The sequence below is a fragment of the Pseudomonas sp. FW305-3-2-15-C-LB1 genome (assembly GCF_058787615.1).
On sequence record NZ_JBYSZX010000011.1, the window covers coordinates 1 to 22870 of the forward strand.

General features: G+C 62.7%; 8 protein-coding genes. 5 read left to right on the plus strand and 3 right to left on the minus strand.

From position 1 onward, the window contains the following. Positions 1-224: 224 nt before the first annotated feature. The gene (gene pvdP / locus AC3WP7_RS20440; RefSeq protein ID WP_093126791.1) at positions 225-1844 is read right to left on the minus strand and encodes a pyoverdine maturation tyrosinase PvdP; all 1620 of its coding nucleotides are present in this window, start codon (positions 1842-1844) and stop codon (positions 225-227) included. A 142-nt stretch (positions 1845-1986) separates the two neighbouring features. Between pvdP and pvdM the strand changes: the two genes are divergently transcribed. The 3 genes from pvdM to pvdO are packed head-to-tail and all read left to right on the plus strand — an operon-like array spanning position 1987 to position 5521. Continuing rightward, the gene (gene pvdM / locus AC3WP7_RS20445) at positions 1987-3336 is read left to right on the plus strand and encodes a pyoverdine-tailoring dipeptidase-like protein PvdM (protein WP_071495277.1); all 1350 of its coding nucleotides are present in this window, start codon (positions 1987-1989) and stop codon (positions 3334-3336) included. Positions 3337-3354: 18 nt separating this feature from the next. Next, on the plus strand, positions 3355-4626 hold the full coding sequence (gene pvdN, locus AC3WP7_RS20450; protein WP_102593103.1) for a pyoverdine-tailoring periplasmic protein PvdN: 1272 nt from the start codon (positions 3355-3357) through the stop codon (positions 4624-4626). Positions 4627-4660: 34 nt separating this feature from the next. Then, the gene (pvdO, locus tag AC3WP7_RS20455; RefSeq protein ID WP_102593102.1) at positions 4661-5521 is read left to right on the plus strand and encodes a dihydropyoverdine dehydrogenase; all 861 of its coding nucleotides are present in this window, start codon (positions 4661-4663) and stop codon (positions 5519-5521) included. 107 nt (positions 5522-5628) lie between these two features. Here pvdO and AC3WP7_RS20460 read toward each other — a convergent pair whose 3' ends face one another. Further along, positions 5629-6459, minus strand: coding sequence for a formyl transferase (locus tag AC3WP7_RS20460; protein WP_058427531.1), 831 nt, complete (start codon positions 6457-6459; stop codon positions 5629-5631). 202 nt (positions 6460-6661) lie between these two features. On the opposite strand from AC3WP7_RS20460, the gene AC3WP7_RS20465 reads away from it, so the two are divergent. Both AC3WP7_RS20465 and AC3WP7_RS20470 read left to right on the plus strand, forming a co-directional pair. Next, positions 6662-8314, plus strand: a complete 1653-nt coding sequence (locus tag AC3WP7_RS20465; protein WP_102593101.1) for a cyclic peptide export ABC transporter — start codon at positions 6662-6664, stop codon at positions 8312-8314. Between the two features lie 110 nt (positions 8315-8424). Next, positions 8425-10860 carry a TonB-dependent siderophore receptor gene (locus AC3WP7_RS20470; protein WP_092245735.1) on the plus strand — a complete coding sequence of 812 codons (2436 nt, stop codon included), beginning with the start codon at positions 8425-8427 and terminating at the stop codon, positions 10858-10860. A gap of 158 nt (positions 10861-11018) precedes the next feature. On the opposite strand, the gene AC3WP7_RS20475 is transcribed toward AC3WP7_RS20470, so the two are convergent. Next, on the minus strand, positions 11019-22868 hold the full coding sequence (locus tag AC3WP7_RS20475) for a non-ribosomal peptide synthetase (protein WP_102593100.1): 11850 nt from the start codon (positions 22866-22868) through the stop codon (positions 11019-11021). Between the last annotated feature and the right edge of the window lie 2 nt (positions 22869-22870).

A 22870-nucleotide genomic window follows, 5' to 3' on the forward strand; every position in this document is an offset into this window, starting at 1 on the left:
GGCCAACCTGGTGAGAATTAGGGCCTGCCTGACGGCAGGCCGTTACCGGCCCGCACACAAAAAATCTGACAGTCCCCTAATCCGGCTACCTCGTTTTACCTGAAAGAACACAGCGGTCTTGATGGGGCCGCTTCGCGCCCCAACGCAGGGCAAGCCTGCTCGCCACAGCAAGCCTGCTCACCACAACAGCCCCATTCACCACAGCAAGCCTGCTCACTCCAGCTTCAGGCAAGTTTCAGGTGACGGGCATACCACGGTCGTCTCGGCACCCGCTTGAACAGCCCCTGCAGCATGTTCTCGTCTTCACCGAAAGTGATGCGCAACGCCAGCTTCATGGTCTCCGGGTCCATCTCCATCGACCGGCCCATCTGCAACCCCGGCGTGGTGCTGCAGCCATGGGTATCCGGGCCCAGCCAGGGATCGCCGACTTCCACCCAGCGGCCCGGCGCGAACCAGGCTACGCCGTTGACTTCCATGCGGCGGACTTCCCCTGGATTGAAACGCTCATGGGCGCGAAACCAGTCTTCGATGCGGTCGTCGATCCAGCCGTGGAAGTGCCAGAACACCGGGTTGACGTGGGAGGAAAACGGATCGCCGAGGAAATCGTTTTCCGCCGCGTACCAGCGCGCAGCAAAGTCGGAGGGGTCACGGGCCATGGGCACCGGCGCACCGTTGGACGGGTCGCGGGGCACCGAGGCCCAGCGCATGTGCAGCCAGTCGTGCAGGCCCAGCTCCATTTCGGAACCGAGCTGCCCCAGGGTGAATCTGGCCAGGTAGCGTGGGTCGCGGTACTGCGACTCCCACACCTGGAAGTTGCTGTGGTAGGTCTCAGCGCTCTTGATGTCGCTGACCCACTGGGTGTAGTCGCTGTCGTCCGGCGCCGACCAGGTCGGCGGCAGCGCAAAGCCGTCGTGGTTGTCGAAATAGCGCAGAAAGCCCAGGCGATCACGCTCCAGGGCCGGTTGCGGCTCGGGGAATTGCGGCCATGAGGGCAGGTCCTGCATGGAGCGCGCGGTGCCGAGCATGTGGCGGTGCATGAAGAAGAAATCGATGCCCGAGCCGTTGCGGTCCTTGCGCTTGCCCCGGGCGTCGCGTTCCTGGCCCCGTGGCCCGGGTTGCCAGCCGATGCCGCGCAGGGCGTCGCGCTTTTCTTCGGAGAGTTTGTGCCACTGGTCACGGGTAGCGTGCCACAGTTGGTGGAACAGACGGTGTTCGGGGGAAATCAGCCAGGCCAGCAGGGTCGGGTTGAGGCCGATGCGTTGCCGCGCCTCGGGGAACCACTGTTTGCGGGCGATGAAGCGGTTATCGCGCTCGACCAGCGCCAATGGCCGAGCAAGGTCAAGGATCTGCCCGCTGAGCGTGCTGCTGCCGGCATTGGCAAAATCCGCCCAGACCTCGTCAAGGGTCATCTTGAATTCATAGGCCGGGGCGCCGTCAATCGAGTCGCGGTCGATCAGGCGCCAGTAGAGCACGGCGCTCTCGCCTGTCAGCAGATCACCCAGCACGCGGTAACGCGGCTCGCCCTCGGCGCGCAGGTTGCCAGCGGTGTCCAGGTACCCTCGCAAGCCACGTCCACGCGGGGCGATGTCGAGCAGCAGCTCCAGACCTTCCAACGGCAGGCCCTTGAGGCCGGCGTCGCGGCCTTCCAGGCGCAGGCTCCACACCCCACGCAGCGTGTTCGCCAGGTGCTGGCCGGCGGTGTCGGCCAGGTCCACCGTGGCTTCGCCGGGAGTGATGGGCAATTCTTCTTCGCGCGTCAACTCGCGATGGGCATAGAAGGCGGCCGGCACAGCGGCGCCGGTCAGCGCCAGGCCTGCGATGAACCCACGTCGAGAGATGGTCATTGTCTACCTTAGGAAACGGCTTTATCAGAGCTAGAACGTTTGCACGCCGGGGAAATTTACCGGCGCGCCCTGCCCGCCTAAATTTCCCCGCCCATCACTCGTTCCTCCCTGATAGCGAAGGCCTCAACTGACTGAGATGGCAATGACAAAACCACGTTCGAAAAAGGCGCTGTATATCGGCTTGCCGTTGGCACTGGCCATCGGTGCCGGGGCCGGTTTCCTGGTCTGGGATCACTGGTTCAAGGGCAATGCCGGTTACCCGCTGGAGGTGATCAAGCAGGCCAATGAAATGCAGGACCGGCTGTTGTCGTTCGACAGCCATATCACCGTGCCCATCGATTTCGGCACCGCCGGCAACGAGGCGGACAAGGACGGCAGCGGCCAGTTCGACCTGGCCAAGGCGGCACGCGGGCGCCTGTCCGGTGCGGCACTGACGATTTTCGGCTGGCCGGAAATCTGGAACGGCCCCAATGCCCCGCACAAGCCCACCGATGGTTTTGTCGAAGCCGCGCGCAACGAGCAGGAAGTGCGCTACAAGATCATCAGCGGCATGGTGCGCGACTACCCCAACCAGGTCGCCATCGCCTACACCCCGGATGATTTCCGGCGCCTGCATGGCGAAGGCAAGTTCGCGATCTTCATCAGCATGCTCAACGCCTACCCGCTGGGCAACGACCTGAACCTGCTGGACCTGTGGGCGGCGCGCGGCATGCGCATGTTCGGCTTCAGCTATGTGGGCAACAACGCCTGGTCGGACTCGTCGCGCCCGCTGCCGTTTTTCAATGACTCCACCGACGCCCTCGACGGTTTGTCGGACATCGGCAAGCAAGCGGTGCACCGCCTCAATGACCTGGGAGTGATCATCGACGTGTCGCAGATGTCGACCAAGGCCCTGGAGCAGGTCGCGCAATTGAGCCGCACGCCGATGGTGGCGTCCCACTCGGCGCCGCGCGCGTCGGTGGACATCCCGCGCAACCTAAGTGACAAAGAGCTGCAACTGATCAAGCAAAGTGGCGGCGTGGTGCAGATCGTGGGCTTCTCCGCCTACCTGCGCCCGTTGAGCCAGCCGACCCAGGACAAGCTCAACGCCCTGCGTGCGCGCTTCGACCTGCCGCCCCTGCCCAACCTGGCCGTGGCGTTGATGCCGGGCGACGCAATCATTGCTGCATGGCCGGAACACAAGTTCGGCGAATACGCCAGCGCGCTGTACGGCATCCTCGATGAAGAACCCAAGGCCACCCTCAAGGACCTGGGCGACGCCATCGACTACACCGTGCGCAAGATCGGCATCGACCATGTCGGCCTCGCCTCCGACTTCAACGACGGCGGCGGCGTGCAGGGCTGGAACAACGTCGGTGAAATCCGCAACGTCACCGCCGAACTGATCCAGCGCGGTTACTCCGAAGCCGATATCGCCAAGCTGTGGGGAGGCAACTTCCTGCGGGTGTGGGACCAGGTACAAAAAGCCGCCAAGCCGTTGGCCAACCGTTAATCATCCAGAAGCCAGTCCATGACCGACCGCCGTACGTTCCTCAAGCAGGCCGGGGTGTTTGCCGCCAGCCTGCCACTGGGCGCCGCCCTGCTGCCCCAGGCCATCGCCGCCCCTGCATCGAATGACCAATGGACGAGTTTCAAGCAACTGTTCAACCAGGACCCGGACTACCTGCACTTTTCCAACTTCCTGGTGGCCACGCACCCCAAGCCGGTACGCGAAGCCATCCAGCGCTATCGCGCACAGATCGACCGCAACCCAGGCCTGGCCATGGACTGGGGCCTACAGGAAACCTGGAAGCGTGAAGGCCAGGTACGCGAGTGGGCCGGCCGCTACCTGAAGGCCACGCCGGCGCAGATCGCCCTCACCGGCAGCACCTCCGAGGGGCTGGCGATGATTTATGGCGGAATCAAGGTACGACCCGACCAGGAGATCCTCACTACCGTCCACGAACACTACGCCACCGAGTTCAGCCTGGACTTCCGGGTGCGCAAGGAGCAGACCCGGGTCCGCAAGATTCGCTTGTTTGAACACGCCAATCGCGTGTCCGTCGACGAGGTGCTGGGCAATATCCAGCGCAATATCCGCCCCAACACCCGCGTGCTCGGCATGACCTGGGTGCAGTCCGGCAGCGGCGTGAAACTGCCCATCAGCGAGATCGGCAAGCTGGTGGAAGAACACAACCGCAACCGAGACGACAGGGACCGCATGCTCTATGTGGTGGACGGTGTGCACGGTTTCGGCGTGGAAAACCTCGACTTCCCGGACATGCACTGCGACTTTTTCATCGCCGGCACCCACAAGTGGATGTTCGGCCCGCGAGGCACCGGACTGGTGTGCGCCCGCGACCCGCAAAACCAGTACGTGACCCCGATGGTGCCGACCTTCTCCGAAGACCAGGACTTCGCCACCACCATGACCCCGGGCGGCTTTCACGCCTTCGAGCATCGCTGGGCGGCGGATGAGGCCTTCAAGCTGCATCTGCAACTGGGCAAGGCGCAGGTGCAGGCACGCATCCACGCCCTGAATACCGAACTGAAAGACCACCTGCTGGCGCATCCGCGTATCGAGTTGGTCACCCCGCGCAGCCCCGAACTGTCGGCCGGCTTCACCTTCTTCCGGGTCAAGGGCCAGGACAGCGATGCCGTGGCCGACTACATGATGAAAAACCGCGTGGTGATCGACGCGGTGGACCGTGATGTCGGCCCGGTGATCCGCACCTCTCCCGGCCTGCTCAATTCCTCCGATGAGATCCAGCGTTTCATGACGCTGCTGGGCCAACGGGTGTAACGCACAGTTTTTCCACTTTGAATGAGAGGACCCCATGAACAAACCCCTCACGGCACTGGCACTCACCGCCCTGTGCGGCGCCTTGCTGCCCAACCTGGCCCAGGCCGCCACGCCGCAACCTGGCAAAGTGTTCAAGGACTGCAAGGACTGCCCGGAGATGGTGGTGCTGCCGGCTGGCACCTTTACCATGGGCACCCCCGAGGATGAAGTCGGCCGCGAGCCGGATGAAGGCCCGATGCACGAGGTGACCTTCGCCAAGCCGTTCGCCATGAGCCGCTTCCACATCACCGCCGGCGAGTGGGACAGCTATATCCGCCAGACCGGCGTGAAGATCGCCGACGGCGATACCCGCCCCGGCCGCGAATGCATCGCCAGCAAGCCGCGCTACCCCCAGGGCCCGCGCCAGCCGGCAGTGTGCATGGACATGGACGATATCAAGCAGTACGTGGCCTGGCTGTCGAAGAAAACCGGCCAGCAGTACCACATGGTCAGCGAAGCCCAACGTGAATACGCCGCGCGCGCCGGCTCCACCGGACCGTTCCCCTTCCCGTTCGATGAGGGCAAGGGCTACAGCATCGCCAAGCACGCCAACACCTATGGTCCGGCCGATGGCTACAGCTATTCATCGCCGGTGGGCAGCTACCCGCCGAATGCCTTCGGCATGTACGACATGCATGGCAACGTCTACGAGCGCGTGGCCGACTGCGAACACCCCAACTACATCGGCGCGCCCACCGACGGCAGTGCGTGGATGGAGCCGAACTGCGAGGGCTACATGATTCGCGGCAATGACTGGGGCGAGGCGCCGGTGTTTTCGCGCTCGGGCAACCGCAACAACATCTACCCGAAGACGCGGGGGGATTGGATCGGGTTTCGCGTGGTGCGCGACCTCTAACCGCACTGGAAATCCATTTGTGGGAGGGGGCTTGCCCCCGATGGCGGTGTATCAGTCACTACCGCCATCGGGGCAAGCCCCCTCCCACATGTTTATCCGTGCCTGCTTTAGGTTGCCTTCTGCGCCAACAACGCCAACCCTTCATGCAACGCCGGGAACAGGCTGTTGTTGAAGTTGTTCCAGCGCAACTCAAGGATGGTGTCGTCCGGCGCGATCTCGGTCTTGAGCACGTCGTGGAACACTTCACCCGAATCTATGCCGTTGTCCACGTAGTGGAACGAGGCACCGGTGAGGTACAGCGGCTCGGATGGCGTGGTGGCCTTGGTCGCCCAATCCGTGACCGTCAGCCCCCGTGCGCCGTACAGCGCGTTCCAGGTGGCATAGGCGCCACGGCGCTCGTACGGCGATTCGATGCGGGTAATGCCGGGATGGATGTTCATGATGCGGCCGGCAAACGGCGCGCCAGGGCGCACCAGTTCATCCAGGATCACCAGCAGGCCGTCGAGCACCACGATGTCCGCCTTCAATTCCACCAGCGTGTCGTGCAGGCGGCGCTCGAAGTCCTGCTTGCCGGCAATGTGTTCTGCGCTGCCCCGTGGCAAGCGCCGGTAGGTGGACGGCACACTCAGCAGCAGGTCATTGACCAGCCGCCCCTGCACGCGCAGGTCGGCCGGGTACAGCCATTGGCGGCCCGGCTGGTAGGCAAAGCCGTAGTCGCGGACGAGTTGCTGGTCACGCGGATTCTGCTCGTCATCGTCGTACACCACGCCCACCAGGTTGTAGGCCTCGCCCAGCGGCGTGTCGTTCAGCGCCCCTGCCAGGGATTCCAGCACCGACATCATGTAGCGTTCGTGGTCCTTGTAGGCCACTGGCTGCCCGGCCTTGTCGGCGGCGGCATTGCGCAGTGACCACACGTACACCAGATTCCTTTTCGTCATTGTTTCGCTCTCGCTGGATAGATCAGGCACGCGCCAAAACGCGTGCGGCTACTCCACAAGAACGAACCAGGCCCCGCCTAATTTATCCATCCGCGCGCCACCGCCGGGCGCGCCGCGCTAAATAGTCGCGCCAATCTTTCGTTTGTCATGGGTAAGGGTCTGTGTGCCCAGCCCCCTCTTGTTCACTTTCCGGGAAGTATTTATGACCGACCCCAAGCGCGGCGCCTTCAAAGGTTTGCTCGCATTGCTCAGGCCTTTTCGCACCATCGTGACCGTCTCCGTCGCCCTGGGCATGGCCGGCGGCCTGGCCATCACGTTGTTGCTGGCGACGATCAATAATGCCCTGCACTCGCCACAAGGCATGACCCAGGGCGTGATCCTGACTTTTGCAGCCTTGTGCGTGCTGGCGCTGGTCAGCTCGATCATTTCCGACATCGGCACCAACTACGTCGGCCAACGGATCATTGCAGCCCTGCGCAAAGAGCTGGGTGAAAAGGTGCTGTCGGCGCCCATCGGGCAAATCGAGCGCTACCGCTCCCACCGACTGATCCCGGTGCTTACCCACGATGTCGACACCATCAGCGACTTCTCCTTCGCGTTCACGCCCTTGGCCATTGCCGCCACGGTGACGCTGGGCTGCCTGGGCTACCTGGCGTACCTGTCGGTGCCGATGTTCCTGATGATGGTCGTCGCCATCGTGATTGGCAGCGCCGTGCAGTTCATCGCCGGCGGCAAAGGTATCCAAGGCTTCGACCTCGCACGCAGCCATGAAGACGAATTGCAGCGTTATTACAACGCCATCGCGTCCGGCGCCAAGGAACTGCGCATGCATCGGCCACGGCGCTTTCGCATGAACACCCACCGTATCCAGGAAACGGCGGACCGCATCAGCGATATTCAGGTGCGTTCGGTCAACATCTACATCATCGCCAAGACCTTCGGCTCAATGCTGTTCTTCGTGGTCATCGGCTTGGCCCTGGCGATGCAGGCCTATAACCCGAACCCGGACCCGACCGTGATTACCGGTTTCGTGCTGGTGCTGTTGTACATGAAAGGCCCGCTGGAACACCTGCTGGGTTACCTGCCCGTGGTGGGCAAGGCGAAGATTGCCTTCGGGCGTATCAGCGAGTTGTCGGAGCGCTTCTCCTCTCCTGAACCGCACCTGCTGATGGATGACAGCGAGGCGCCGACACCGATCGTCAACAGCCTTGAGCTGCGAAACGTAAGCTACAGCCCTCCGGCCGTGGAAGGCAGCGAGCCGTTTCACCTGGGGCTGATCAACCTGAGCATTGCCCAAGGCGACATCGTATTTATCGTCGGCGAAAACGGCAGTGGCAAGACCACGCTGATCAAATTGCTGCTGGGGCTCTACCCGCCGCAGTCCGGCGAAATCCTGCTCAACGGCGAGGCCGTGACCGACCCCGAGCGCGATGACTATCGCCAATTGTTCACCACGGTATTCGCCGACTACTACCTGTTCGACGACCTGGTCCAGGGCAGCGCCACCCAGTCACTGGACAGCGCCACTAAATACCTGGAACGCCTGGAGATCGCGCACAAGGTCAGCGTCAAGGACGGTGTGTTCAGCACCACCGACCTGTCCACCGGCCAGCGCAAGCGCCTGGCACTGGTCAACGCCTGGCTGGAAGAACGCCCGGTGCTGGTGTTCGACGAATGGGCCGCCGACCAGGACCCGGCCTTCCGCCGGATTTTCTATACCGAGCTGCTGCCGGACCTCAAGCGCCTGGGCAAAACCATCATCGTGATCAGCCATGACGACCGCTATTTCCACATCGCCGATCAGTTGGTACGGCTGCGCGCCGGCCAGGTAGTGCATGAAATGGAGCCTGCATGAAATTTTCTTTTCCGGTTTTCCGAGGTAGGAACGTCTCACTAGTGGTAATGAGAACTAACCTCAACAAATATCAGAATTTGCCCACTTAAAACATAGAAGAGAAACCATCCATGTCAGCACGACTCGGTCTCAGCCCACTGAGCAAAGCGCTAACCAGGGCCCTGAACATCAACCTCCTGCCGAGCGCGCTTACCCTGGCGGTATCGCTGCCGGTTGCCGGCTATGTGCAGGCACAGGAGATCGAGTTGGATATTCCAGCACAGGCACTGGGGAGTGCACTGCAGGAATTCGGCCGCCAGGCCAACCTGCAGGTGCTGTACAGCCCGACCGACGTGGCGGGAAAAAACAGCACGGCGATCAAAGGTAAACTGGATCCGCAGCAGGCGATCAACACCTTGCTGGCGGGCACTTCGACCACTCACAGCCTCAGTGGCAACGCGCTGACCGTTACCGCCGCCGGCGCGTCCGCCGGGCTGGAGTTGAGTCCGACCCAAGTGACCGGCAACGTGCTGGGCAACATCACCGAGGGCTCCGGCTCCTACACGCCGGGCACCATTGCCACGGCCACGCGGCTGACCCTGACCCCGCGGGAAACCCCGCAGTCGATCACGGTGATTACCCGCCAACATATCGAGGACTTCGGCCTCAACAACGTCGATGACGTGATGCGCCACACGCCTGGCATCACCGTATCGGCCTATGACACCGACCGTACCAACTATTACTCGCGTGGGTTCTCGGTCAACAGTTTCCAGTACGACGGTATTCCGTCCACCGTGCGCAACGTCGGCTACTCGGCCGGGAATACCCTCAGCGACATGGCGATCTATGACCGCGTCGAAGTGCTCAAGGGTGCCACCGGCCTGCTCAACGGCGCCGGCTCCCTGGGCGCGACCATCAACTTGATCCGCAAGAAGCCGACGTCGGAGTTCAAGGGCCATGTGCAACTGGGCGCCGGCTCCTGGGACAACTATCGCAGCGAAGTGGATGTGAGCGGCCCGTTGACCGACAGCGGTAATGTCCGGGGCCGTGCAGTGGCGGCGTACCAGGACAAAAAATCCTTCATGGACCACTACTCGCGCAAGACCGAAACCTACTACGGCATTACCGAGTTCGACCTGTCCCCCGACACCATGTTGACCGTCGGCTTCGACTATCAGGACAATATTCCGAAAGGCTCCAGCTGGTCCGGTTCGTTCCCGTTGGTCAACTCCAACGGCAGCATCAACAAGATGCCACGCTCCTACAACAACGGCGCCACCTGGAGCTCCTGGGAACAGAACACCCGCACCGCCTTTGCCATGCTTGAGCATGATATGGGTGACGGCTGGGTCACCAAATTCCAGCTCGACCACAAGATCAACAGCTACCATGCCGACCTCGGTTCGATCCAGTTTGTCCAGCCGGCAGCCGATGGCACCGCCGAGGTCAACGGTCAGAAATACACCGGCGAAACCAAAAGCACCTCCGCCGACCTCTACGCCACCGGGCCTTTCAGCCTGTTTGGCCGCGAACATGAACTGGTGGTGGGCGGCTCGATCGGCACGTCGCGCTGGCAAGGCAAGGGGTACTGGGCGCCGGAATGGCCAGGCGGCAACAAAGTCGATTTCTATAACTGGAATGGCCACATTGCCAAGCCGATCTACGGCCCTGTCCAGCAATACAACGACGATACCATCCGCCAGACCGGCTACTACGTGACCACACGCTTGAACGTGATGGATGACCTGCACGTGATCCTCGGTGGGCGCGTCGCCAACTACCACGTCACCGGTATCAACCCTTCCTACAAGGAAACCGGCCGGTTCGTGCCGTATGCCGGCGTGATCTACGACCTGAACGACAATCTCTCGGTGTACACCAGCTACACCGATATCTTCCAACCCCAGGAAAGCACGTACAAAGACCGCAACCAGACGTTGCTGGAACCAGACGAAGGCCAAAACTACGAGCTGGGCCTGAAGGGCGAGTTTCTCGACGGTCGCTTGAACACCAGCATTGCCTACTTCGAAGTGCATGAAGACAACCGTGCCATCCCGGACGATGCCTATAACAACCAGACTCCTTCCCCGCAAAACTATGCGTTCAAGAGCTCCAAGGCCGTCACCAAGGGTTACGAAGCAGAAATCTCAGGTGAGCTGGCGCCCGGCTGGCAAGTACAAGGCGGTTACACCCACAAGATCGTGCGGGACGCAGACGACAAGAAGATCTCCACCTTCGAACCTGAGCACCAGGTCAACCTGAACACCACTTACAAACTCAAGGGCGACCTCGACAAGTTCACCATCGGTGGCGGCCTGCGCTGGCAGAGCAAGGGTTGGAATGAAATCTACAACTCGCAGCTCAACACCAACCAGGACATCACCCAGGAGTCCTATTGGCTGGTGGACTTGATGACCCGCTACCAGGTCACCAAGAACCTCTCGGCGACTGTCAATTTCAACAACATCTTCGACAAGTCCTACTACACCAACGTGGGCTTCTATAACTCGGCCGCTTATGGCGAGCCGCGCAACGTGATGTTCAGCACCCGCTGGGACTTCTGATGTGATGCCTTGATCGCCCTGGCGGCGATCAACCAAAAGCCCGATGGAAGCGCTGCTTTCATCGGGCTTTTTTGTGCCCCGCCCTCCCCTGTGGCGAGTCCCCTGTGGCGAGAGAGCTTGCCCCCTCGACACAGGTTCAGTGTTCATCACTTGAGGTGTTATTCCATGGCGGCCACCAGGCTACGAATGAACTCGGCACTGTCGATGATCCCGTCGTGATCAGTCTCGATCACCACTGAACGCTCGATCCGCCCCTGAACAAGGGTGCTTGCCATGTGCTGCTCGATCAGCTCCTTGAACTGCCCGGCGCGGCTCATGGACGCCCACCAGCAACTGACCGGGGCCTTGATCGGCTTGAAGTCCGCCGCCGACAGACGCTCACTGAGCGCGCGGTCGACCTCCCAGGAAATCTGCGCCTCATTGCCACGCAGCAACTCGTTCTTGATACCGGTAAAGGTGTCGCCCAGGGTCTGCTCGGCCCAGGCGATAAACCCTTGCCATTGCCCAGCTTCGTCTTGGGCATCGCGCTGACATTGCTGCCAGGCCGCCTGAATCCGCTCGGCAAACGCCGGGAACATCACGCCCAACAACGCCGCACGCCGCTCGTTCGCCGAGACTTCACGGTCATCCTCGGTGACGACCGCCTGCCAATAGGGCGTGAGCCACTGCGGCGGCGCGGAGTCGATCCAGCCGACAAACTCGACGTCGCGTCCCGCTTGCTCCAGCACGTAGGCGACTTCCATCGCCAGGTTGCCACCCAACGACCAGCCTGCCAGGCGGAAGGGGCCCTGGGGCTGGGCCAACAGGAGTTGCTCGGCGTAATCCTCGACCATGGCTTGCCATTCGGGCACCGCTGCACCGTCCTCGGCCAATGCACGGCAAATCACCCCGAACACCGGACGCAGCTCCCGGAGCGCGAGGGCAATCGCGGTGTAGCAATGCACCGAACCGAAGCTTGGGTGGAACATGAACAACGGTGTGCCTTCGGTCTGGCTGTTGAGCTTGACGATCAACGAGCTGCGCGCGTCGCCCTTCAGGCAGTTGACCTGGCTGCGTACCGTCGGGTTAAGCATCAACTGGCTGACGGACAAGCCGACACCGATGACTTTACGGATACGCTCCTTGAGCATCAGCACCAGCAAGGAGTGACCGCCCAACTCGAAGAAGTTGTCGTTCAGCCCTACGCGCTCGACACCGAGGACATCACGCCAGATCGCCGCGACTTGCTGCTCGACGGCGCTTTGCGGGGCCTGATAAGCGTCCGCGCCTTGCGCCTCCGGTTTAGGCAACGCCTTGCGATCCAGCTTGCCATTGGGGCTCAGCGGCATCTGTGTCAACACCACCCACTGCGCCGGTACCATGTAGTCCGGCAACTGCGCCGCCAGGTGCATCGCCACCTGTGCTTTCCAATCCTCGCTCGGCGCCTGCAGCACCAGGTAGCCCACCAGATGCGTGCCGTCCACGGCGAGCACCGCCGCTTCACGCACACACGCGTGCTCCAGCAGGCGGGCCTCGATTTCACCCAATTCGATGCGCAAGCCACGCAGCTTGACCTGGTGATCGATGCGCCCGGCGTACTCGATCACCCCATCGTCGCGATAACGCGCCAGGTCCCCGGTGCGATACAAACGGGTGCCACTGCCGAACGGATCGGTCACAAAGCGTTCGGCGGTCAGCGCCGGCCGACGGTGATAACCGCGCGCCAGGCCGACACCGCCGAGATAGAGTTCACCCAACACGCCAACGGGTACCGGTTCCAAGTTGCCGTCCAACACGTAGCAGCCCAGGTTGGCGATCGGCCGACCAATCGGCACGGCGTCACCCCCTTCGTCGACGCAGGTCCAGTGCGTCACGTCGATTGCCGCTTCGGTCGGCCCATACAGGTTGTACAACCCGGCACGCGGCAGTTTGGCGAACACCTGTTGCTGAGCATCCACCGGCAGCGCTTCACCGCTGCACACAATGCGCTGCAGGCTGTGACAGGCGCCGACGCCGGCATCCTGCAAGAAGGCCTGGAGCATGGATGGCACAAAGTGCAACGTAGTGACTTGCTCGGCGTTGATCAGGCTCACCAGCCTGGCCGGGTCACGATGGTCGCCCGGCGCGGCCACCACCAGGCGCGCACCGGTCATCAGCGGCCAGAAGAACTCCCACACCGACACGTCGAAACTGAACGGCGTCTTCTGCAAGACCGTATCACTGCCGTCCAGGCCATACGCCTGCTGCATCCAGCACAGCCGGTTGGTCAGCGCCGAATGGCGGTTACCCGCACCTTTGGGTTGGCCGGTGGAGCCCGAGGTGTAGATCACATAGGCAAGGTTTTCGCCATCGACGGCGACCTGCGGATTCCGCTCGGCGTAGGCCTGCAACCCCTCATCGCCCTGCTCCAGCACCAGGCTGTGCAAGCCCGCTGGAATCGGCAGTTGCTCCAGCAAATGCGCCTGGGTCAACAACAGCTTCACGTCGCTGTCTTGCAGCATGTAGGCCAATCGATCGCGGGGGTATTCCGGGTCCAGCGGCACATAAGCGCCACCTGCCTTGAGTACCGCCAGCAGGCCAACGACCATTTCAATCGAACGCTCAACCGCCAGCCCCACGAGGACATCCGGCCCCACGCCGGCCGCCATCAGGCGATGCGCCAGGCGGTTTGCCCGGCGGTTAAGCGCGGCGTAACTCAATACCTGCCCGGCAAATACCAGCGCCGGTGCGTCCGGCGTGCGCACCACCTGGGCTTCGATCAACTGATGCACCGGAAGGTGCAACGGGTAGTCCGTGGCCGTGTCATTCCAGGCATGCAGGACCGTTTCGCGCTCGGAACGGGCCAGCGAAGGCAACGTTGCCAGACGCTGGGCGCCGTCCACTGCCAATGCCTGCAACACCTGCTGGAAGTGCTCGGCCAACCGTTCGATATGCGCCGCGCTGAATGCCTGGCGGTCGTAATTGAACTCCAGGCCCAAGGTGTCACCGATGCCCAGCAAGACCGTCAACGGATAGTGGGTTTGCTCCAGGCTGTGGACGGCGCCAAACGTGAGCCCCGAAGGTGCGCCCTGCTCCAGCGCTTCGGACACCGGGTAGTTCTCAAACACCAGAATGCTGTCGAACAGCGCCTCGCCACCCAGCCCGGCCCAACGCTGGATCTCGAACAGCGGCGTATGCTCCTGCTCACGCAAGCGCACGTTTTGCGCCTGGATCTGCTGCAGCCACTGGCTGACCGTCATCTGTGCATCCGGCGTGGCCACGACGGGCAAGGTGTTGATGAACAGACCGACCTGTTGTTCGATACCGCGCAATTGCGCCGGACGGCCTGCCACGGTGGCGCCGAACGCCACGGTGGACTGCCCGGTGTGATGCTGCAACAGCAGCAGCCAGGCGCTTTGCACCAGCGTATTGAGGGTGACTTTATTGCGCTGGGCGAAGGCCTTGAGCTGAGCGGTCTGGCTGGCGTCGAGGTTCAGACGATGCTCGCCGTTGACGGCCAGCGCCTCGCTGTGCGCAGCCTGTAGGCCACGGGCCAGGCGGGTTGGTTCTTGCAGGTTGAGCAGTTGCTCTTTCCAGAATGCCTCGCTGACCGACTTGTCCTGCGCCTGCAGCCAGGCAATGTAATCGCGGTAACGCCCGATGGGCGCACGTAGCGGTTCACCGGCGTAATGCTGCAACACCTCGCCAAACAACTGCGAACCACTCCAGCCGTCCATCAAGATGTGGTGGTTGGTGTAGATCAAGTGATAACGGGACGCCCCCGTACGGACCACCGTCAGGCTCAGCAATGGCGCTTGTTCCAGCACGAACCCCTGGGCCCGCGCCGACTCGGCCAGGCTATCGAGTGCCGCACTGCTGCCGGGCCGATCTTGCCAGTCCAGCTCGGCGAACGGCATTTGCATCTGCTTGTAGACCACCTGCAACGGCTGCTCAAGCTCGGTCTGCCAGAGAAAACCGCTGCGCAGGATCTCATGGCTGTCGAGCGCCGCCTGCCAGGCCTGGCGGAAGCGCGGTACATCCAGGCCCTCGACATCAATGCGCATCTGGTTGATGTAGTCACCCGAGCCTTCGCCGTACAACGATTGGAACAACATGCCTTGCTGCATCGGCGACAGCGGGTAAACGTCTTCGATATCAGCCACCGTCACCGGCAAGCTGTCCAGTTGCGCCTGGGACAAGCGCGCCAACGGGAAGTCCGAGGGCGTGACACCCCGGTTGACACCACAGTGCTCGATCAACGCCTTGAGTTCCGTCGCGTAGTCATCCGCCAGGCGTTGTACGGTCGCTTCATCGAACATCTGCTGGCTGAAGCTCCAGTTCAACTTCAATTCACCGGCGTAGACCTGGCCGTTGATTTCCAACCAGTTACCCAGCGGTGCCTCGGCACTCTGTTCGGAACCACTGCCATCACCGGAGGGGACGAACAAGCCTTCTTGTTCGCCGCCGTCAAAACTGCCATCGAATTGCCCCAGGTAGTTGAAGGTGATGCGTGGGCGCGGCAGTTCACTCAGGGCCTGTTGAGCCTCGGCATTCCCCAGGTAACGCAGGGCACCAAAGCCCAGGCCCTTGTCGGGAATCGCGCGCAGCTGCTCCTTGATCTGCTTGAGGGAGCCGCCCAACGAATCGGTCGGCACCAGCTTCACCGGGTAGAGGCTGGTGAACCAGCCGACGGTACGGGTCAGGTCGATCTCGTCGAACAGGTCTTCACGGCCATGGCCTTCCAGGCGGATCAACATCGACGCGTCACCGGTCCAGCGCACAACGACGCGAGCCAGTGCAGTCAGCAACAGGTCATTGATCTGGGTGCGGTAAGCACTGGGGGCGTCCTGCAACAGACGCCGCGTGAAGGCCTGATCCAGATGGGTGGTCACGCTCAGCGCATGCCGGTTGCTCAAGCTGGCCTTTGAATCGGCCCCCGGCAGTCCGGTAGGGCTGCCTTGCAACTGCGTCTGCCACCAGGCCAGTTCCTGCGCCAGTGCGGCGCTGCGTGCATAGGTTTGCAGACGCTCGGCCCAGGCACGGGTCGCGCTGGTCTTGGCGGGCAACACGACCGTGGCACCTTGGGCAAGCAGGCGGTAAGCCGTTTGCAGGTCTTCCAGCAGGATGCGCCAGGACACACCGTCCACCACCAAGTGATGAATCACCAGCAGCAGGCGCTGGGAGCCGTCGGCGAGGTCGACGAGCACTGCTCGCAGCAGCGGCCCTTCGCTCAGGTCGAGGCTGCGCTGGGCTTCCTCACCCAGGGCCTCTAACTCTTCGACTGCATTCAAGGTGGTCTGCCACAGGACCTGCTCGGCCTGATGCTGCTGCGGCCCGCGATACGCCGCGCTCCAGCCTGCCGCGCCCTGGACGAAACCGATGCGCAGGGCGTCGTGATGCACGATCAACGCCTGCAGCGCCGCCACCAGCAGCGGCGCCTGCAACGCCTGGTGTGGCTGTAGCACCACCGACTGGTTCCAGTGGTGACGCTGGGGAATGTCATCGGCAAAAAACGCCTGCTGGACGGGCAGCAACAACAACTCGCCGGTCAATGCAGACTGATCCATCACCACCGCGCCCTCGCCTTCCCGGGCCACGGCCGCCAGGCTCTGGACCGTCTGGTGCTGGAACAGATCCTTGGGCGTGAAGCGCACACCGGCCTGGCGGGCACGGCTGACCACCTGGATCGAGATGATCGAGTCACCGCCCAACTCGAAGAAGTTATCGTGCAAACCGACACGTGGCAGACGCAGCACGTCGGACCAGATCGCCGCGATCTTCTGCTCCAGCTCACTCTGTGGCGCCACGTACACCTGCTGCATCTGGCTGACATCCGGGCGCGGCAGGCCCTTGCGGTCGAGCTTGCCGTTCGGCGTCAGCGGCATGCGCTCAAGGAACATCAGGTGCGTGGGTACCATATAGTCCGGCAAACGGGTTTTCAGGGCGCGGCGCAAGGCTTCGCGGCAGGTCGACTGCGCCACTGCGTCGTCGACGAGCAAGGGGTCCAGCGGCACCACATAGGCGACCAGTTGCTTGCCACTCGGCCCTTCCTGGGCCACCACCACGGTTTCGCCGACACTGTCCTGCTCGCGCAGGCGCGCTTCGATCTCGCCCAGCTCGATACGGAAGCCACGGATTTTCACCTGATGGTCGACACGGCCGAGGTAGTCCACCACGCCATCCGGGCGGCCACGGGTCAGGTCGCCGCTGCGATACATACGGCTGCCGGGCTTGCCGAACGGGTCCGGTACGAAGCGTTCGGCGGTCAGGGCCGGACGCTCCAGGTAACCCCGGGCCACGCCCTCGCCGCCCAGGTACAACTCACCGGCTACGCCGATGGGTTGCAGGTTGAGTTGCGCATCCAGCACGTAGCCGCTGCGGTTGCCCAACAGTGTGCCGATCGGCGCGTAGACGGCACCACAGGGATCGTCCTTGCGCGCTTTCCACAGCAACGGCGTGACCACGGTTTCGGTCGGGCCGTAGCCGTTGAACAGATAAGTCGGCTTGAGCGCGCGCCACGCCAGGTCATAGCTGGCCTGGGCCACGGCATCTCCACCGAAGCAGTACACCCGCACCTTCGGCGGGTTGCCGTCACGCTCGGCATGCTCGGCCAACTGTTGCAGGTACACCGGCGGGAACACCGCCATGGTCACGTTGTGACGGTGCATTTGTTGGTAGGTGTACTCCGGCAGCCACAGGCTGTCATCGCGGATCAACACGCTCGCGCCGTTGATCAGCGGGTGCATCCAGCCTTCGTGGGACCCGTCGAAGGCGAACGACATGAAGTGCAGTTCGCAATCGGCGGGCGAGGTTTCATAACGCTCGCCGGTGGCGATGATATGCGCCACCAGTGGACCGTGAGAGACAGCAACCCCCTTGGGCATGCCGGTGGAGCCGGAGGTGTAGATCACGTAGGCGAGGTTGTCGCCGTCCAGTTTCACATCAGGCGCCGTGTCGCTATAACCGGACCAGTCCTCGGTGCGATCAATCGCCAGGCTGTCCAGACCCTCGGGAATCGGCAGTTGCTGCAAGGCACTGCTGTGGGTCAGCAGCAACCGGGCACGGCTGTCCTGCATCATGTACAGCAGGCGGTCACGCGGGTATTCGATGTCCAGCGGCACGTAGACGCCACCGGCTTTCATCACCGCGAGGAACGCCACCATGATCTCGGCGCTGCGCGGCATGGCAATCGCGACGCGCACTTCGGGGCCGACACCACGGGCGATCAACGCATGGGCCAGGCGGTTGGCCTGGCGGTCCAGCTCGCCGTAAGTCAGCTGTTGCTCGCCAAATTTCACCGCCACCGCCTCGGGGGTTTCCCCGGCGCGGTCGGCCACCAACTCGTGCACCAGGCGCTTGGCCGAGAAGCCGGCGTCGCTCTGGTTCCACAGTTGAAGAATCTGTTGCCGTTCGGCGTTGTCCAGCAGGTTTAATTGGCTGATATTCTGCCGTGGGTCGGCAACCATACCTTGCAACAGGTTCTGCCAGTGTCGCGCCATGCGTTGCACGGTACTCGCCTCAAACAAGTCCTGGGCATAGCCGAGCGTGGCCCAGATACCTTCGGTGGATTCCTGGATATCCAGGTCCAGGTCGAAATGCGCCGTCTTGCTTTCCCATTCCAGCCCTTCTACCGAAAGATTCGTCAGTTGCTGCTGAACCTGAGCCTGGCCCACGTCGGTCTGGTGGTTGAACATCACTTGGAACAACGGGTTGTGGCTCAGGCTGCGCTCGGGTTGCAGCGCTTCCACCAGTTGTTCGAAGGGCAGGTCCTGGTGAGCCTGGGCGTCCAGCGCCCGTTGCCGGGTCTGTTGCAACAGTTGCACGACGCTCATCTGCCCGTGGAGATCGGCCTTGAGCACCTGGGTGTTGACGAAGAAGCCGATCAGACGCTCGGTCTCGCTGCGATTGCGGTTGGCGATCGGCACACCGACACGGATCTCTTCCTGGCCGCTGTAGCGATGCAGCAACGTCTGGAACGAGGCCAATAGCAGCATGAACAAGGTCACGTCCTGCTGCTTGGCCAAGGCCTTGAGGCTTTTAGTCAACGCGCCGGGCAGTTCGAATGCCAGGCGCGCGCCACGATGGCTTTGCACAGCAGGACGCGGGTGGTCGAACGGCAACGCCAACACGCTCTGCTCACCGCCGAGCATGTCGCGCCAATACGCCAGTTGACGGGCCTTCTCGCCCGCCTCCATCCAGTTGCGCTGCCATACGGCGTAGTCGGCGTACTGAATCGGCAGCGCCGGCCATTGCAACACCTGTCCCTGGCTGTAGGCCGCATACAGTTGCACCAGCTCTTCAACCATCAGCTGCATCGACCAGCCATCGGACACGATGTGATGCTGCACCAATACCAATACATGTTCATCAGCGGCGATGCGCAGCAACGAAACCCGCAGCAAAGGCCCGTGTTCCAGATTGAAGGGTTGGGCTATTTCGGCCTCGACCCGCGCCTTGAGCTGCGCTTCCTGCACCTCGGCGTGCGCTATCGGCAACGACATCTGCGGTGAAATGATTTGAACCGTGCGGTCGCGCTCCTGGCGCAAATGGGTGCGCAGGCTTTCATGCCGGGCCAGCAAGGTATCGAAACTGCGTTGCAGTGCAACCAGATCAAGCTGCCCTTTCAAACGCAAGGCGCTGGGGATGTGGTACGCGGCGCTTTGCGGCTCCAGTTGCCATAAAAACCATTGGCGCTCCTGGGCGTAGGACAGCGGCAACGGCTGGTCCCGCCCTACCGGCAACAGCGCGGGCGCGTTCGGCGCGCCTGGGGCCTGGGTGGTCAGTGCGGCGACAAACCCCTCCAGGCGCGGCTTTTCGAACAGTAATTTGAGCGGCACTTCGAGCTTCAATGCCTGACGAATGCGCGAGACCACTTGCATGGCCATCAGCGAATGCCCGCCCAGTTCGAAGAAGTGGTGGGTCAGGCCCACACGCTCGACGCCAAGAATATCGGCCCAGATCGCCGCAACCTGCTGTTGCAGTGGCGTAACCGGTGCCTGCCAGGTCTGTTGCACCGCGCTGCCATCGGGTTTGGGCAGCGCCTGGCGGTCAAGCTTGCCGTTGGGGTTCAACGGCATGCGGTCGAGAAAGATCAGGTGCGCAGGCACCATGTAATCGGGCAGTTGCTCACTCAAGGTGGCTTTGAGCGTTTCGCCCGCTGCCGCATGCTCGGCGGCGGACAACGGCTGGGCTGGCACAAGGTAAGCCACCAACTGGTTGTCGGCCGCCAGCAGAAAGGCTTCGCGCACCGCCTCCTGGGCCAACAGCAGCGCTTCGATCTCACCCAACTCGATTCGGAAACCGCGGATTTTGACCTGATGATCGACGCGACCGACGTATTCGATCACCCCGTCGGCGCGATAACGCGCCAGGTCACCGGTGCGGTAAAGACGCTCACCCAGGGTGCTGAACGGGTCGGCGATAAAACGTTCGGCGGTCAGGCTCGGGCGTTGCAGGTAATCACGGGCCAAGCCACTGGCACTGGCAATGTACAGCTCACCCACGGCGCCAACCGGCAACAGGTTAAGGTCACGGTCCAACACATACAGGCCGCGCCCCGGCAACGCGCGGCCAATCGGGCTGGCAGTGGCGCCAATCACGGCGTTGTCGTCGCTGCAATCGAGCACGCTGGATACCACCGTGGCCTCGGTCGGCCCATACGTATTGAGCAGCCGTACATGCCCCAGCCCCGCGCGCTGCCACAACACCGGGCCATCCAGCGGCATCGCTTCGCCGCCGATATGCACCTGCCGCAATGCGCCATAGGGCCGTGGCCCCGCTGCCAGACAATCCTGCAGGAACAGTTTCCAATAGGCGGTGGGCAAGTCGGCCAGGGTGATGCCTTGGTCGATAATCTGCCTGTACAGGTCAGCGCCGTCCCACAACTGCGGCCCGCGCAACACGACCGTCGCGCCCAGGGTCAGGGCCGGGTACAGCTGCTCGACAAAACCATCGAAGTTCAGGGTCGCGAACTGCAGTACGCGGTCGTCCGCGACCAGGCGCGAATACTCGGCCGCGATACCGGCGAATTCGCTCAATGCCGCATGGCTGATGGCAACGCCTTTTGGCTTGCCGGTGGAGCCGGAGGTGTAGATGACATACGCCAGGCTGCGGGGCTCGAACGCGGTAGGCGGGTTGTGCTCGGCACACTGCGCCAACTGCGCGTCGGCCAGGTCGATGTCCAGCGCCGTCAGATCGGCCGGCAATGGCAAGCGGTCGCGCAGGTGGGATTGGGTCAACACCAGTCGCACACCACTGTCGTCGAGCATATGCACCAGGCGTTCACGCGGGTATTCAGGGTCAAGCGGCACGTAGGCGCCACCCGCCTTGAGCACCGCCAACAGGCTGACCACCATGGCAAAGGAGCGCTCGACCGCGATCCCCACCAGCACTTCCGGGCCTACGCCTTGGGCGATCAGGTAGTGCGCCAGGCGATTGGCCTGGCGGTTCAGTTCACCGTAGCTGAGCGTTTGCTCATCCAAGGCCAGCGCCTGGCGCGCCGGATGTTCGTGGGCCTGGGCCTCGAACAACTGGTGCACGGCGTGCGACGCCGCGACGGTGACGGGGGCATTCCAGTCCTTGAGCATCCGCTGTTGTTCGGGTGCATCGAGCATCGACAGCATGCAAAGACGGCTGCGTGGTGCACTCACTGCCGCCTGGAGCAGGTTCTGCCAATGCTGCGCCAAGCGTTCGATGGTTGCGCTTTTGAACAGGTCGGTGGCGTAGGTCAGCGCCGCCCAGAGGCCCTCGCCGGACTCATGGGTGTCCAGGCTCAGGTCGAAATGCGTGGTCCGGCTCTCCCAATTCAGCTCCGCCACCCGCAGGCCAGGCAATGGCTGGTCATCGCGCCCGCCCTGGGCGTCGGTCTGGTGGTTGAACATCACTTGGAACAGCGGGTTATGGGTCAGACTGCGTTCAGGTTGCAGCGCCACCACCAATTGTTCAAACGGCAAGTCCTGGTGCGCCTGGGCTTCCAGGGCGCGGCGCTTGGCCTGTTGCAGCAGTTCGGCGAAGCTCATCTGCCCGTCGAGGTCGGCCTTGAGTACTTGGGTGTTGACGAAAAAGCCGATCAGCCGCTCGGTTTCCACGCGGTTGCGGTTGGCATTCGGCACGCCGATGCGGATGTCCAACTGGCCGCTGTAGCGAAACAGCAGGGTCTGGAACGAGGCCAGCAACAGCATGAACGGGGTCACGCCCTCTTGCTGGGCCAGGCGCTTGATACCAGCCACCAGGTCCGCCGGCAGATGCACCTGCAAGCTGGCGCCGCGATGGCTTTGCTGCGCCGGGCGCGAATAGTCGAGGGGCAACTCCAGCACCGGTTGCTCACCGCCCAACAGGTCCTGCCAGTAGGCCAATTGACGAGCCTTCTCCCCGGCTTCCATCCAGCTGCGCTGCCACAGCGCGTAGTCGGCATAGTGGATCGGCAAGCCCGGCAATTGCACCTCCTGGCCTTGGCTGTGCGCGGCGTAGAACTGCACCAGTTCCTCGACCATGACCTGCATCGACCAGCCATCGGAAATGATGTGGTGCTGCACCATCACCAGCACATGCTCGTCTTCGGCCAGTTGCAGCAAGGTCACGCGCAACAACGGCCCCGCCTGCAAATCGAAAGGCCGGGCTATCTCGGCTTCGATGCGCGCGATCAGTTGGTGTTCGTCGGCAACGTCCTGGTGTATCTCGATGCGCGCCTCGGGCGCTACGTTTTGCAGCAGGCGCTCGCCGTCCTGTACCAGGCGTGTGCGCAGGCTTTCATGGCGGGCCAGCAGGCTGTCGAACGCGCGTTGCAGGGCCGCCAGGTCCAGTCGGCCCTGCAGACGCAGTGCGCCGGGAATATGATAAGTAGCGCTGTCCGGGTCCAGTTGCCAGAGAAACCACTGGCGCTCCTGGGCGTAGGACAACGGCAGACTCTGGCCGTCCTCACGGATCGAGGCAATCGGCAGCTGGGCGAAGCTCATGCCCCGGCTTTGCAGGCGCTGGTAAAACTGCTGGCGCTGTTCCAGAGGCAGGCGAAGAAAGCGCGAAACCAGATCGATATTAGGGTTGGAAAGCATGG

Coding starts and splice junctions, on each gene's coding strand:
- AC3WP7_RS20475 (WP_102593100.1), bottom strand. CDS start 22,868: ATGCTTTCCAACCCTAATATCGATCTGGTTTCGCGCTTTCTTCGCCTG.
- AC3WP7_RS20465 (WP_102593101.1), top strand. CDS start 6,662: ATGACCGACCCCAAGCGCGGCGCCTTCAAAGGTTTGCTCGCATTGCTC.
- AC3WP7_RS20460 (WP_058427531.1), bottom strand. CDS start 6,459: ATGACGAAAAGGAATCTGGTGTACGTGTGGTCACTGCGCAATGCCGCC.
- AC3WP7_RS20470 (WP_092245735.1), top strand. CDS start 8,425: ATGTCAGCACGACTCGGTCTCAGCCCACTGAGCAAAGCGCTAACCAGG.
- pvdN (WP_102593103.1), top strand. CDS start 3,355: ATGACCGACCGCCGTACGTTCCTCAAGCAGGCCGGGGTGTTTGCCGCC.
- pvdP (WP_093126791.1), bottom strand. CDS start 1,844: ATGACCATCTCTCGACGTGGGTTCATCGCAGGCCTGGCGCTGACCGGC.
- pvdM (WP_071495277.1), top strand. CDS start 1,987: ATGACAAAACCACGTTCGAAAAAGGCGCTGTATATCGGCTTGCCGTTG.
- pvdO (WP_102593102.1), top strand. CDS start 4,661: ATGAACAAACCCCTCACGGCACTGGCACTCACCGCCCTGTGCGGCGCC.